General features: G+C 34.9%; 15 protein-coding genes. 3 read left to right on the top strand and 12 right to left on the bottom strand.

The features are described from left to right. Positions 1-45: 45 nt before the first annotated feature. From ACZ5CF_RS01480 to ACZ5CF_RS01425, 12 genes are all read right to left on the bottom strand, one after another. Complete coding sequence (locus ACZ5CF_RS01480; RefSeq protein ID WP_464579900.1) at positions 46-894, bottom strand: hypothetical protein; 849 nt, start codon at positions 892-894, stop codon at positions 46-48. Between the two features lie 96 nt (positions 895-990). After that, a complete protein-coding gene (locus ACZ5CF_RS01475; RefSeq protein WP_464579898.1) occupies positions 991-1,341 on the bottom strand; it encodes a hypothetical protein in 351 nt (116 codons plus the stop codon). Positions 1,342-1,441: 100 nt separating this feature from the next. After that, positions 1,442-2,224 (bottom strand): ABC transporter permease, encoded by a 783-nt coding sequence (locus ACZ5CF_RS01470; RefSeq protein ID WP_464579897.1) that lies wholly within the window; start codon positions 2,222-2,224, stop codon positions 1,442-1,444. After that, positions 2,217-2,927 (bottom strand): ABC transporter ATP-binding protein, encoded by a 711-nt coding sequence (locus ACZ5CF_RS01465; RefSeq protein WP_464579896.1) that lies wholly within the window; start codon positions 2,925-2,927, stop codon positions 2,217-2,219. Before ACZ5CF_RS01465 ends, ACZ5CF_RS01470 begins: the two co-directional genes overlap by 8 nt. Continuing rightward, on the bottom strand, positions 2,921-4,162 hold the full coding sequence (locus tag ACZ5CF_RS01460) for a nitrous oxide reductase family maturation protein NosD (RefSeq protein ID WP_464579894.1): 1,242 nt from the start codon (positions 4,160-4,162) through the stop codon (positions 2,921-2,923). Before ACZ5CF_RS01460 ends, ACZ5CF_RS01465 begins: the two co-directional genes overlap by 7 nt. Positions 4,163-4,165: 3 nt before the next feature. After that, positions 4,166-5,557, bottom strand: coding sequence for a nitrous oxide reductase accessory protein NosL (locus ACZ5CF_RS01455; protein WP_464579893.1), 1,392 nt, complete (start codon positions 5,555-5,557; stop codon positions 4,166-4,168). 11 nt (positions 5,558-5,568) lie between these two features. Then, entirely contained in the window at positions 5,569-5,862 is a 294-nt protein-coding gene (locus tag ACZ5CF_RS01450; protein ID WP_464579892.1) for a cupin domain-containing protein, read from the bottom strand. Beyond that, the gene (locus tag ACZ5CF_RS01445; protein ID WP_464579891.1) at positions 5,849-6,304 is read right to left on the bottom strand and encodes a nitrous oxide reductase accessory protein NosL; all 456 of its coding nucleotides are present in this window, start codon (positions 6,302-6,304) and stop codon (positions 5,849-5,851) included. Before ACZ5CF_RS01445 ends, ACZ5CF_RS01450 begins: the two co-directional genes overlap by 14 nt. Before the next feature lie 21 nt (positions 6,305-6,325). Then, complete coding sequence (locus ACZ5CF_RS01440; protein ID WP_464579889.1) at positions 6,326-6,913, bottom strand: hypothetical protein; 588 nt, start codon at positions 6,911-6,913, stop codon at positions 6,326-6,328. A 98-nt stretch (positions 6,914-7,011) separates the two neighbouring features. Beyond that, the gene (gene nosZ / locus ACZ5CF_RS01435; RefSeq protein ID WP_464579888.1) at positions 7,012-8,982 is read right to left on the bottom strand and encodes a Sec-dependent nitrous-oxide reductase; all 1,971 of its coding nucleotides are present in this window, start codon (positions 8,980-8,982) and stop codon (positions 7,012-7,014) included. Between the two features lie 27 nt (positions 8,983-9,009). Then, positions 9,010-9,588 carry a fasciclin domain-containing protein gene (locus ACZ5CF_RS01430; RefSeq protein ID WP_464579886.1) on the bottom strand — a complete coding sequence of 193 codons (579 nt, stop codon included), beginning with the start codon at positions 9,586-9,588 and terminating at the stop codon, positions 9,010-9,012. Positions 9,589-9,594: 6 nt separating this feature from the next. Continuing rightward, a complete protein-coding gene (locus ACZ5CF_RS01425; protein WP_464579885.1) occupies positions 9,595-10,107 on the bottom strand; it encodes a c-type cytochrome in 513 nt (170 codons plus the stop codon). A 122-nt stretch (positions 10,108-10,229) separates the two neighbouring features. On the opposite strand from ACZ5CF_RS01425, the gene ACZ5CF_RS01420 reads away from it, so the two are divergent. From ACZ5CF_RS01420 to odhB, 3 genes are all read left to right on the top strand, one after another. Next, entirely contained in the window at positions 10,230-10,661 is a 432-nt protein-coding gene (locus tag ACZ5CF_RS01420) for an RrF2 family transcriptional regulator (RefSeq protein WP_464579883.1), read from the top strand. A gap of 165 nt (positions 10,662-10,826) precedes the next feature. Then, complete coding sequence (locus tag ACZ5CF_RS01415) at positions 10,827-13,589, top strand: 2-oxoglutarate dehydrogenase E1 component (RefSeq protein ID WP_464579882.1); 2,763 nt, start codon at positions 10,827-10,829, stop codon at positions 13,587-13,589. A gap of 27 nt (positions 13,590-13,616) precedes the next feature. Then, a complete protein-coding gene (odhB, locus tag ACZ5CF_RS01410; protein WP_464579881.1) occupies positions 13,617-14,837 on the top strand; it encodes a 2-oxoglutarate dehydrogenase complex dihydrolipoyllysine-residue succinyltransferase in 1,221 nt (406 codons plus the stop codon). The last annotated feature ends 13 nt before the right edge of the window (positions 14,838-14,850 follow it).

The raw sequence follows: 14,850 nt of genomic DNA, 5'->3' as shown, positions 1-14,850 counted from the left end.
TTGTTTTAACAGCTGCCCTGAAGTAATCTCAGGGCAGCTGCTGTATTAAAACTCTACCTCAAGGTATAAGCTGCTTTGTGGGTTACTTTCTGTAACATCTTCACCTTTTAACAAGGTGTTTTCTGAATTAAAAAGTTTTAAATTAAGTACCCAATACCCGGTCATGGTTAACGATAGGTCTCCTTCATACAATTGCTCAGCTACATTATATGTAAGGTCTTTATTGTTGGGTGAAGAGTGGTTGCCCATACCTGGCATTCTTGGATCTAAACCAATGGTGTAATTTTCAACCACGGGAAAAGACATCATGTTTTCCATTTTATAAAGACCAACCTTTATTTTATTAATGGCTACTTTAGGGTTTTGAGGCTCAATTAAAGCCAAAACATACCTATTTTCATCACTTCCCATTATAGATGTAACACGTTGCCTTTTACTCTGGGTTACTAAAATTTCTTTCTCGGTTTCAAAAGTAATACCGTTAAAGGTGTACGTAAATTTTATGCGCCATCCGGTACGGTCTTGACCTGTCATTTGAAAAATTACAAACCCTTTAAATAAAGTATTTGTGTTAATTACCTTGCTTATTGCAGACTTTGGGCATGAGTGCTCCATAGAAGGCATTTGCATAATGGGCATCCAGCTTAAACTAGCATCTTCAATAAAGGTGTTGGTTGTGTTGTCTTTAATTCTAATAAACACTTCGTTATAACCTGTACTGAATTCTCCAGATTGAGTGTAAATTTCTATGGTATGATTTTCGGTAGTAAAATCTTGTACTTTTTTTAATTGGGCTACTTCATTTATTAGTTCTAAACCATCATCTTCATTATCATTAGAACAAGATATAGCCAAGGCAGTTACAGCTATGAGTAACAAATATTTGATTTTCATTTTTTAATTTTTTTAAGTTATTACAATAGAAGGTTGCTTCTGCTTGTATGTAAGCAAAAAAAGCGTGGGCATATGGCCCGAAAATTAAATATAAAACTAACTGTAGTTTGGTGGAGGAGTGTCTACTTCTAAGTATAAAAACTTAAACTTTTTAGTATAATGAAAATAAGAATTAGGGTTGCTAATAAACTGTGGATTATTAATTTTTTGAATGTCTTGAGGAAGATTTACTAATAACTCTAAAATAAGTCGGTTTTTGTTTTGAAAAGGGGTATTATTGTTCTCGCTACTGTTAACGTTAGAAATAGATTTTTCTAATTGGCATTTACCATAACATCCTTTTTGTTCTTCTTTTTGTATACAGAGTGTTTTGGCAATAAAATCTTGGTTTATTATAAAGCTACCAATAATGTATGCATTATTAATTCCGGGGGCTGTAATGGCCATCACCAGAATAATAGCTTGAACTTTATTTAAAACCTTTTTTAGCACCTTACAAAATTACGGCTGATGGTTTGTTTTTTAGCTGATAATAATCAGATTTTTATTAAAAATCTTTCTTTTTTGCTTTAAATACCATTCTTACAATAGGCAATATTACCCATAAGCAAAGCACAATCATAGAGAGAATTAAACCATAATTTGTTCCAAAAAATTTTTTAAAAATTGCTCCGGTATAACCCAACAATGCAGAGATATCTAACTTTAGTAAGATGAGAGTTCTTGATAAGTCTATAGGATTTAACATAGTACCAACAAGTGAAAACTTATCTAATGGGTAATCTTCAAAATAAAGCAACGACATTAAAAAAATACTATCGTAAATAACTGCTAAAAAAAGCCATAGTAAAATAGCATAGCCAAAACCTTTAATTTTATTTTCATTGCTTATGGCAATGTTAAAAGCTAATGCAGTAAAAATAAAAGTTAAAAAAGCGCCGGTAATAAGTAATAACACAAAATCCCATATTACCCCCGATTTAAATAAGCCATACAATACAAAAGGAATTCCTAACCCTAACACCAAGCTCATACATAAAGATACCGCTACACCAAAATACTGACCTAAAAAAATTGAGGTTCGGTTTAATGGTTGTGCCAGTAAAAGTTCTGTAAATTCTTTAGAGTTATAATAATACATTACTCCAAAAATAGTCCCGATTAATGGTACTAAAACAATAATTACATTCATAAGTGTAATAACTGCTTTAGAGAGATCTGTGTTTAAAAACAATAACACAGAACCCAATAACAAATAAAAGCCAAAGTAAACATAGCTCCATCGGCTTCGCATTAAATCGTAAAAACTGTATTTAAGTATTTTAAGCATGGTTGTTTTGTGTTAAAATAGATGCTATTGCGTGCTCTAAATCGTGTTGTTTAGTTTTTGTTTTAAGCTGGTTTAAACTTCCTTTAAAGTAAATTTTACCTTCTAGCAGGAATACTATCTCATCGGCTACTTCTTCAACAAAACTCATTATATGCGATGTGATTATTATAGTTTTTCCTTTTTCTTTTTCGGTTTGTATAAGTTTCTTTAATCGTATTAGTGAAATTGGATCTAATCCTGTTGTTGGTTCATCTAAAATTATTATGGGGCTTTCAAACATAAATGTTAGTACAATGTTTACTTTTTGTTTTGTGCCACCAGATAGGTTGCTTAGTTTTTTATTTAAAAATGGAGTTAGTTGAAATAGTTTTATAAGCTCTTGGTCTTTATCAGTGTTCCCACGTAAATCTTTTATCATTTTAATAAGTTCTTTAACTTTTAGATTTCCGGGGAAATTTGCTATTTGAGGAAGGTAATCTATTTGATGTCGGTACGATGCACTTTTTCTAATATTTTCATTGCAAACTGTAATTGTTCCGGAATCGGGTATAACCATTCCTAAAACAGATTTGATAAGAGTGGTTTTACCGGAGCCGTTTGGACCTAAAATGGCAAAAATTCCACCTTCTTTTATATTTAAATCAACTCCGCTTAAAACGTGGTTTTTTTGAAATTTTTTATGTACGTTTTCTAAGGTTACCATGTTGCTTTTTTAATTAGTGGATTGCTGTCTACCAGATTATCTGGAGTGAATACCGGAGATACTTTTTCAGAAAAATCTATAATATCTATAAACAAGCTTCGTAATAAAATTATGGTTTCGGGTGTTTTGTTAACAATGTACGAGAAAAGTTTTACCGGACGGTAAGGTACATCGCCAATACCATCTTTATTTAAATCGTAGCCGGTATATTCGCTCCAATAATTTTTATCGAAAATATTATCGTTTACCTTACTGTTATAAGATATGTCAAAAGAATTATGTAAAAAGTTGTTTTTGGTAAAAGTGTTGGTATAACAGGCGCCCCTTACTTTAATTGCCCAGCCGTTTTTTATAAAATTGTTGCCTTCGTATCGAATTCTGTTAGAGCCTTCTATATTTATAGCAACCGTGTTTTTCTCAAAGGTATTATGGGTAATAACGGCATCGTTAATTTCTTTTAAAAGCATTCCGTATGATGCGGTACCCCAGTTTTCCCTAAAAGTATTGTTATGCATCTGTATTTTTTTAGAAAACATAACAGCTACACCGGCGCCATTTTTTTCAAAAATATTGTTGCTATACACATCATCATTAGAGAACATAAAATGTAATCCGTACCTAATATTATTAGAGCTAATATTGTTTTCTATTACACAATTATTGGCAAATTCTAAATAAATACCATCTCTAACTTGTCTTATAATATTATTGGTTACCGTTACATTGTTGCTATACCATAATTGAATTCCGTTTCCGGAATTATATTCTTCTACCGCATCGCCAATTATTTTATTGTTGTGTATAGTGCCGTAATGAGATTTTTCTATGTAAATGCCAAAAAATAAGTTTTCTAATACTAAATTTAGCAGGTTAAAATGTTTGCTGTTTTTAACTCTAACAGCAGCAAAATCTGTGGTGTAGCTGGTGCCAACATTTTTAACAAATAATCCATCTATTGTAACACTATCTGATACAATAGTGAAAATTTCTCCTTTATTATTACCATCTATTACAGGATAGTCTTTACCAATTATAGTAATAGGTTTTGTTACTTTAAGGTTGTACTCTTTATAAGTTCCTGGTTTAACAACAATGGTATCAAAAGCCGAAGCTATTTTAAGTGCCTCACTAATAGTTTTTACGTTGCAGTTGGCGCAAACAGTAATAGTTTGCGAAAAACTAATATAGCTTATAAAACAAAAAACAATGTAAATGTATGTTTTGTGTGTAAACATGTATTACAATATAGTATAAAATAAACCAAAGTTAACATTCAGGTTTTCGTTCATTTGCACTCCATTGTAGTTTTCGTAAACAGGAGCGCCAGCTTCTATACTTAGTCTAAAATCTTTAAAGGCAGATTGTTGTGGGAATAAAAAAGTAAACCCAATAAAAGATTTAATTTTTTCGCCACCATAATTATTGGTATCGGCAGTTGTAACCATAATTGGATTTAAATCGTTATCAGCCCCAGAAATATCATCTTCTAATACTCCCAAAACTCGTAAATTAAAGGCTATACCAGAAGCAAGTTCATAGACTCCCCAAATATTTAGTTGGTGTAAGTTACCCAATCTGTAACCTTCTTTATTTTCTCCGGTTCTAATAGTGCTGAGTAATTGAGAACCCCATGCAAACAAAGTATAGTTTTCTTTATAAGTTGCCCCAAACGTAAAATCTAAAGTACCACTGCCAAGTTGCATAGCGTAGGGTAGTTTTGCATTTTGCATCATTGGAGTGTTATCTCTTTTTGTGATACTACCAACAGGGATAGAGAGTGTTGTATTTACATGAAAAGTTCGATTACTGTTGTTTACAACACCAATTAAACCACTTAATTTTAAGTCGGCTAAACCATTAGAAGAGGTGCTAAAATCCCTATTCATTGTCATCCCATTCATCATCATTTGAGCTTGCAAATCCATGTTGTTTGCTACATAATTTTGCATAGCCATAAAAGTTACAGTATTACTTGGTGCATACATAATACCGAACATACCCATTTGCATATTCATTTTTTGCGGGGTCACCATGTAATTATTATAAATTGAGGCATTATCTATTGTTGAGGTACCAGACTTATTGCCACTCATAGCCATATTCATGTACCTTACAGAAACCATAAGCCCCCCTTTTTGGTGAAGGTGATCGCCCATCACACCTACCGGAGCGTAGTTTAATGCACTATGATGATTGTGTTGGTTATGGATTAAAGCGTTGTTTTTTTTTAATAAAAAAGTTTGAAGCTCTTCCCAAGAGTATAAGTTTCCCCCTTTTTTTTCTTTAATTTTTTGTGCGTCTTCGGCACTTTTAAAAGCTGATAGGTTTGCTCCCATTGGGCTTGGCATAGCTTTGCTAATAATATAAGTAGCATTTTCTGCTTTAATAAAATTACCGGTTGTATAGTTGCTAACCCAAAAAGATGTAAATGTTTTGTTATTATGTTCTTGTATATAATCTACCAAACATTCTATAGCATCAAACTCTAGTGTGTTTTTTTCTGTAACTGCTTTTGCATTGTGCGTATTACTTTTTATATACATATTACAGTTTACACACGTTTTGTTTTTTTGAGCAAGCGCAACATTGAATGAGCAGAAAACCAGTAAAATGAGGATTGTTTTTTTCATTTTAAGATTAATTATCTTATTATTAAAAATTTACTATTGGTATTAGCTTTCACCCAATGCGCTTCGTCTTTTTTAAAGCTTAAAATATCATGCTTAGAAAGCTCGTAAGCTATGTTGTTTATATGAAACATAATAGCTCCTTCTAAAACAATTAAAGTAGCATCTGTTTTAGATGTATGTGTTGGGAAAACCGATTCTTTTTCTAATGTTATTAACAGAATTTCTGAAGCATCTACCGATGCCAGTTTATTAATATTTAACCCTTTTACAGGTGTTTGTTTTATAGTAGTGTTAATTTGGTGCATAGCTTTTAGATTGTATGTACTGTGTTACACTTTCCCAGTTATAAAGCTTTCCTCCAAGTTCTTGCTGAAGCTTGGTTGCTTGTTCTTTATTTTTAAATGCAGTTAAGAAAGCCCCCATTGGACTGGGTAAATTTTCGCTAATTAAATATGTTGCTGAGGTGGCATCAATTAAACTTTCCGGACTTTCATGATGATTGGTTAAAAACAGTTTTATTTCTGCAGAATTAGTATCGGCTAAATAATTTATCATGCATTCTGCAGCATCAAATTTGTATACCTTTCCTTTATTGGTTACTACTTCTGCCCCGTGTATTTTATCTACAATGGTCATTTTACAGTAATAACAACCATCTTGTCCGTAGTTTATAGGCTCAGGTTTAATAGAGCATCCTGTTGCAAGTACAGAAAAAATAACAAACCAGATTATTTTATATGTTTTCATTTTAATTAGCTTTTAGTTGTGCTATTTTGTAGCTTCTTTTTTGCCTTTCCAGTAGGCTACAAAAGACAAGGCCATACCTAACCCTAACAGGTAAGCACCAGATTGCGGGTACGAATGTGCTGTAAAATTTAAAATGTCTTTAGAGCCAAATAAAGGAGGTTGGAAGCCCATTATGGAGCCATCTGGGTTGGTAAATTTCATGATGGCTTTCGGGTCTAAATCATGACCGTAATCATATTCCCATAAATAAAAATCATAAATACCGGCAGCAGCTAATAAAACCATTATAATCCCCCAAATTAAATACCACTTGTAATTTGCTTTTAGTGCTGCTAATAATCCTAAAACAGACATGGTAATAATTACAGCAGGAAATATTTTAAACTCCGGAATACTTTCTGGAATATACTTCATGCCAACATAGTGGTTCATTAAGTTAATGTTTTGTATATCGTGCGGATGCGCATCAGCAAAATCATTAATGTAAATGTACATTCCCAGTGGTGTTGGGTATTGCGGAGCCTCGAGTGTAATATTCCATAGCGGTAAAACAAACAATGCTAAGGGTAAAAGGGCTCCTAACATCATCAATAATCGAGATGTTTTCATAGTGGTAATATTTTAAAGAGATTGTTATAAAGAAAGCGGGTTCTTTGGTTTGGGTTAGTAAACTGAACCCGCTTTCTAACTAGTTACAGTAAATTATGCTATTCTATATCTTCTCCAACAGACCAAGCTAATTTTACATTAGAGTCTTTAGGAGATACTCTTACGTAACCTTGCATTTCTTGGTGAAGTGCAGAACAGAAATCGGTACAATAAAACGGCCATACACCCACTTGTTTAGGTTCCCACACAAAAGTTTCTGTTTGCCCGGGCATAATTAAAAGTTCTGAGGTGTTTGCGCCAATCATACTAATTCCGTGAGGCACATCATAATCTTGCTCTAAGTTGGTTACGTGAAAGTAAACCTTGTCGCCCACTTTAATACCTTCTATATTATCTGGTGCAAAGTGGCTTCTAATAGTGGTCATGTAAACATGCACTATATTACCATCACGTTCTACACGAGTTTCTGCTTCGCTTTTTACAGCATATGGGTGCTCGTTTTCGTCTAGTTTAAATATTTTTTTAGAACGAGGCTTAATTAAATCGGCCGGGCAACCAGCTGCATAGTGAGGTTCACCAACAGTAGGGAAATCTAATAGCAGCTCCATTTTATCACCAGAAATATCATAAAGCTGGGCAGATTGAGTAACTTCCGGACCGGTTGGTAAATAACGGTCTTTAGTAATTTTATTCATTGCTAAAACATACTTACCAAATGGCTTTCTAGAGTTACCTCCCGGAATCATTAAGTGCCCAACAGAGTAGTAGCAAGGCTGTCTATCTACCACTTCCCAAGTACCAACCTTCCATTTTACAACTTCAGATGAGATAAAAAAGGTAGTATAGGCATATCCTTTGTCATCAAACTCTGTATGTAATGGCCCTAAGCCTGGCTGTTCTACCACACCGGCAAGCACATCTTCGAAGTTTAAAATTGGAATACCATATGCTTCTCCGGCAAACTTTTCGTTTTCAATAGCATCGAGCATTTTTGTAAACGAGTGTACGGTTAAGTTAGCAGAAAGTTTACCGTTACCCACAATATATTCTCCGGTAGGATCAACATCACAACCGTGAGGAGATTTAGGAGTAGGCAGTAAGTATACTAATCCGGGGAGCTCACTGGCATCTAATATTCTAACTTCTTTTTTCATGGTAGAAGTAGCCATGTGCTTTTTCTCATCGTACACATTGTGAGCGTAGTTAGCCGGCATAGTTTTAAACTTACCTTGTTTTATGTATTCTTCGGCTTTTTTCCAGTTAACGGCAGCAATAAAGTCTTTATCATTTTGCGATGCATTAACTTCCATTAACGTGCTGGCTTCTTCTGAGTTATATGTAGAGAAGAAGAACCAACCGTGCGATTTACCTCTACCTGGGTGTGCTAAATCGTAATCAAATCCGGGCATTAGAATTTGAAACTCTAAATTCATTCGTCCATCTTCCGGAGCAACAGAAATAAAAGATAATGTGCCTTTAAAGTTTCCTTTGTATTCTTTAATAGGCATATCGCGTTGCGGAACAGGAACAGAAAAACGTGTTCCGGCAACAACATACTCTGTGTTTTCTGTTACAAAAGACGAACTATGGTTACCTGCACTATTAGGAATCTCTATAATTTCTGTGGTTTCAAAGGTAGAGAGGTCTATTTTAGCAATACGCGGGGTATTGTTACCATTAATAAACACCCATCTACCATCTATTTCTCCGTTAGTTTGAGAGATATCCGGATGGTGTGCATCATCCCAAGGTACAAAACCATGCGAAGTGTTTAACATGGGTTTAGTTTCTTCGTTATAACCCCAAGCTTTTTCTGCATCTTGAGAGAATACAGGAATTACTTTAAATAATCTTCCCGAAGGTAAGCCGTAAACAGATAACTGTCCGCTAAATCCTCCAGAAACAAATGCATAAAACTCATCGTGTTCTCCCGGGGCTACATATACTTTTTCTGCAGCACTACTGGCTAAGGCCCCAGAGTTTTTATCGGATTTAGAAGCGTTGTTACAACTTGTAAAAACCAAAGAGAGGCTTACAATTGCTACGCTAATTTTTAAAATGTTTTTCATAGTTTATAAAATTTACATTAAGTGATGTTATTCGTTAGAAGGGGGTAGTAACACTTTATCTATTACATGTACAATACCGTTTCCGGCAGGCACACTCGCAATAATTCTGGCACCTCCAATAATTGGTTCGCCATCTTTAACCTCTACAGGTACATATTGGTTGTTTGCTTGCCCTAATTGCTTAAACTTTGTTAAAAAATCTTTGCTTAGGTTACCGGGTGTTACATGAAATTTTAAAATATCTGCCAGCTGGTTTTTGTTTTCCGGCTTTAACAGATTTTCTACAGTACCTTCCGGTAAAGCATTAAAAGCTTCGTTTGTTGGTGCAAAAACAGTAAGTGGGCCGGCATTAACTAAGGCATTTTCTAATTCTGCAGCTTGTACTGCAGCTACTAAAGTGCTATGGTCTTCAGACCCGATAGCAATTTGTAGTACATTTGGTTTTGCCTCATCATCTGTTATAAAGGCCTGGCCTTGTTTTTTACCGTTGTCGGTATTTTCTACACTGGTAGTGTTTGGCTGGTCGTTCTCTTTGGTTTGATTTTTACACGAGATAAAAACCAAAACCATTAGAAAGGCAATGAGAATGTTAATACGGGTTTTCATACGGTTTTATTTTAAGGTTCTAAAGTATTCTAATACTGCTCTGGCCTCGTCTTCGGTAAGATTTTGGTTAGCCATGGGAGAACCATTAAATTCTATTAAAAGCTCTTTTGCTAAAGGATCTTTTTGAACCATCTCTTCCGGATTTAAAATCATATTCATAACCCATTCCGGAGATCTTCTTTCTAGTATTCCTTTAGGAGCCGGACCAATAAACTTTTTGTCTGGTCTGTGGCATGCTGCACAAAGTTTTTTAAACACTTCTTCTCCTTTTGCCGCTAAATTATTATCAATAGTTTCTGGGAGCGTTAGGTTTTTAATGGGTCCAACGCCTTTAGTAGACAAATCAACTCTTTTAGAGGCCGGAATTTTGTCTTCAACTTTTTTCTCTACTTTTTTTGTAGTAGTGGCTTTACGTTCGTAGGTGAATCCTTTTTTCTCTGCTTTTTCTTCTTTTCCTCCGCAACCTATCATTAAAAAGGCTAAACATAATGCGGTGATAAATGTTACAGTTGGTTTCATAGTATTTGATTTTATTCAGAAACAAAACTATTACCTGTAACTCGTTTAAAATATGACAAATATCATATTTAAGACAAAAAAGTCTTTTTTATATTTGTTAACTCAAAAACTGCAGCAGATTAATGTTTTCTAAAACTTCTAAATACGCTATAAAAGCAGTTCTTTTTTTGGCTTTACACACTACAGAAAAAAGGAAAGTAGCCGTAAAAGAAATAGCAAAATATATAAATGTTCCCCAGCCGTATATGGCTAAAATTTTACAAGAGCTTTCACGGCAAAACATAATCTCGTCGGTAAGAGGTCCTAAAGGAGGATTTTATTTAAGCGATGAGAACAAAAATCAACCCTTAATGCAAATTATAAGTGCTATAGAAGGCCATCAGAAAGTTTATGAATGTGCACTAAGTTTAGAAGAATGTAACAAAAACAAACCTTGTCCGATACATAATTTAATTGTAGAATCTAAAGAAAAGCTACTGGAAAATTTAAAAACAAAAACCATTTTAGATTTAGCAGAAAAGGTAAAAAATGGAGAGGCATACCTACCCGACTAACTCGATTTTTTTAAGCATATAGCAGCTAACTGTTTATTAACTTCTACTTCAACTTTTTTTAATTGTTAAAAACATTTTAATTCCTTGTAGAATTTGTGAGTCATAAATACGAAATGTTGTATTTTTGAACAAATTTTGTCAAAACGAAAGAGACAGACATAAACCATGGATAAATATTCCTTTTTAAATGCTGCTCATACAGCATATTTTGCTGAACTATACGAACAATATTTGCAAAATCCGGATAGTGTAGAACCCAGCTGGCGTGCTTTTTTTCAGGGGTACGATTTTGGGTCGGAAAACTACGGGTTAGATGGAGAAATTGTTGAAGGAGTTTCTACGCAAATTCCGGAGCATGTACAAAAAGAATTTCAGGTTGTACAACTTATAAATAGTTACAGAACTCGCGGACATTTGTTTACAAAAACAAATCCGGTTAGAGAGCGTAGAAAATATACCCCAACGTTAGACATTAAAAACTTCGGATTAACCGAAGAAGATTTAGACACTGTTTTTAATGCAGGCGAAACTTTAGGCATTGGCGCGCAAACGCTAAGAGAAATTATTAGACATCTTGAAGCAATTTATTGTGATGCCATTGGTATAGAATACATGTACATAAGGCAGCCTGAAGAAATAGATTGGATTCAGAAAAAATTAAACATAAACGATAACCACCCGAACTTTACCAAAGCGCAAAAACTACATATTTTAAAGAAGCTAAATGAAGCGGTGGTTTTTGAAAACTTTTTACACACCAAATATGTTGGTCAGAAAAGATTTTCTTTAGAAGGAGGAGAGTCACTTATTCCGGCATTAGATGCTGTAATAGAAAAAGCAGCAGATTATGGTGTTAAAGAGTTTGTAATGGGAATGGCACACCGTGGAAGGCTAAATACATTAACCAATATATTTGGTAAATCGGCTAAAGATATATTTAGTGAATTTGAAGGGAAAGACTACGAACAAGAAGTTTTTGATGGTGATGTTAAATACCATTTAGGTTGGACCAGCAACCGAAAAACAGACTCCGGGAAACTTATAAATTTAAATATTGCGCCAAATCCTTCACACTTAGAAACAGTTGGAGCAGTTGTAGAAGGTATTGCACGTGCAAAACAAGACGATAAATATCCTGACAACGCATCGCAAGTATTACCAATTATTGTACATGGCGATGCTGCGATAGCCGGGCAAGGTATAGTTTACGAAGTGGTTCAAATGGCTGGTTTAGATGGTTATAAAACCAATGGTACTATTCATATAGTAGTAAATAACCAAGTTGGTTTTACAACCAATTATCTGGATGGCCGTTCCAGCACCTATTGTACCGATGTAGCTAAAGTAACATTATCTCCCGTTTTACATGTTAATGCAGATGATGTAGAAGCGGTTGTACATGCAGTATTATTTGCTTTAGATTTTAGAATGCAGTTTAAACGCGATGTGTTTATAGATTTACTTGGTTACAGAAAGTACGGTCATAATGAAGGAGATGAGCCTCGCTTTACACAACCTAAACTGTACAAAGCAATTGCAAAACATAAAAACCCAAGAGATATTTACGCAGAAAAGTTACTACAAGAAAGCGTAATTAATAAAGAATACTTAAAAGAGCTCGAAGCAAACTACAGAGCAACTTTAGAAGAAGAATTTGAAGATTCCAGAAAAACTTCAAAAACGGTAATCACTCCGTTTATGCAAGACGAGTGGGAAGATTTTGAGTATGTTACCGAAGAAAAAATGATGGAGCCAATAGATACCACATGCTCAAAAGAAACACTTGCTAAAATTACCAAAGTGCTATCTACGTTGCCTGAGGACAAAAAATTTATCAGAAAAATAGAGCGATTAATTGAGTCTAGGCAAAAAATGTTTGATGACAATAAGCTCGATTGGTCTATGGCAGAGCACTTAGCATATGGTACTTTGCTAGAAGAAGGCTTTGATGTTAGAATATCTGGGCAAGATGTAGAAAGAGGCACCTTCTCTCATCGTCATGCTGTAATAAAAGTAGAAGACAGCGAAGAAGAAATTATCTTGCACAACAACATAAGTGAAAACCAAGGTAAGTTTTATATATACAACTCATTATTATCAGAATACGGAGTGGTAGGTTTTGATTATGGTTATGCCATGGCAAGCCCAAAAACACTTACCATTTGGGAGGCACAGTTTGGAGATTTCAGTAACGGTGCTCAAATCATGATAGATCAGTACATATCGTCTGCCGAAGATAAATGGAAAGTACAAAACGGGTTAGTAATGTTACTGCCACATGGTTACGAGGGGCAAGGAGCAGAGCACTCATCGGCAAGAATGGAACGTTACTTACAGCTTTGCGCTAAAGACAATATGTATGTGGCAGATTGTACCACTCCGGCAAACATGTTTCATTTGTTACGCAGGCAAATGAAAGCTAAATTTAGAAAACCTCTTATAGTGTTCACGCCAAAAAGTTTACTGCGTCATCCAAGAGTAGTATCTACGGTAGATGAGTTTGCAAACGGAAGTTTTCAAATGGTTATAGACGATGCTACCGTAACCCCTAAAAAAGTAAAAACCCTAGTGTTTGTAACCGGTAAGTTTTATTATGATTTGCTAGAAGAAAGAGAAAAATTAAATAGAGAAGATGTAGCTTTAGTAAGAATAGAGCAATTGTTCCCACTTCCTGTAAATCAAATCAGAGAAATACTTAAAAAGTATGCCCATGTAGATGATGTAGTTTGGGCGCAAGAAGAGCCCAGAAACATGGGGGCGTATAGCCATATGTTAATGCATTTAGAAGAAGCACGTTCGTTTAGAGCGGCTACCAGAAGACCGTATGCAGCACCGGCTGCCGGAAGTGCTACACGATCTAAACGTAGACATCAGGAAGTAATAGATTATGTGTTTGATAAAACAAAAAATAATCAAAGAAGAAAATAACCAAGAACAAAATAAAATTATAGAATAATGATTTTAGAAATGAAAGTTCCCTCACCGGGAGAATCTATAACCGAAGTAGAAATAGCCCAGTGGTTGGTAGAAGATGGTGATTATGTAGAAAAAGACCAGGCAATTGCCGAGGTAGATTCAGATAAAGCTACCTTAGAACTTCCTGCAGAAGCGAGCGGAATCATTACACTAAAAGCAGAAGAAGGCGATGCGGTTGCTGTTGGTGATGTGGTATGCTTAATAGATACTAGTGCTGCAAAACCAGAAGGAGAATCATCTGAAAAGAAAGATGATACGCCGAAAGAAGAGAAAAAAGAAACGCCTAAAGCTGAGCCTGCAAAAGAAGAAACTAAAACTACTTATGCAACAGGAACAGCTTCTCCGGCTGCTAAAAAAATATTAGCAGAAAAAGGAATTTCAGCTTCAGAAGTTAAAGGTACCGGTAAAGATGGTAGGGTTACTAAAGAAGATGCTCTTAAGGCTGTACCAAGCATGGGGACTCCTACCGGAGGCAGCAGATCTCAAACGCGTACTAAGCTTTCTATGCTTAGAAGAAAAGTAGCAGAGCGTTTAGTTGCGGCTAAAAATGAGACAGCTATGCTTACTACATTTAATGAAGTAGACATGTCGGCTGTTTTTGAAATCAGAAGCAAATACAAAGAAGCCTTTAAAGCTAAGCATGGAGTAAGCCTTGGGTTTATGAGTTTCTTTACGCTTGCAACTGTAAGAGCATTAAAGCTTTTCCCTGCTGTAAACTCTATGATAGATGGTAAAGAAATGGTAACTTATGATTTTTACGATATTAGTATTGCCGTTTCTGGTCCGAAAGGACTTATGGTGCCTGTAATTAGAAATGCTGAAAACTTAACATTTAGAGGAGTAGAAGCAGAGGTAAAACGGTTGGCTACCAGAGCAAGAGATGGGCAAATTACCGTTGATGAGATGACCGGGGGTACTTTTACCATTTCTAACGGAGGGGTGTTTGGTAGTATGCTATCTACACCAATTATTAACCCTCCTCAGAGCGGTATTTTAGGAATGCATAATATTGTTGAGCGCCCGGTTGCTGTAAACGGGAAAGTAGAAATCAGACCAATAATGTATGTGGCGTTATCTTATGATCATAGAATAATTGATGGTCGTGAGAGCGTAGGTTTTTTAGTTGCTATAAAAGAAGCAATAGAAAATCCGGTTGAATTGTTAATGGACAATAATATTGAGAAAGCTTTAGAGCTTTAATAAACATTGTATT

Source organism: Lutaonella thermophila (assembly GCF_055387725.1).
The sequence above is the reverse complement of the archived record's forward strand: the minus strand, read 5'-3'. Positions and strand labels throughout refer to the sequence as shown.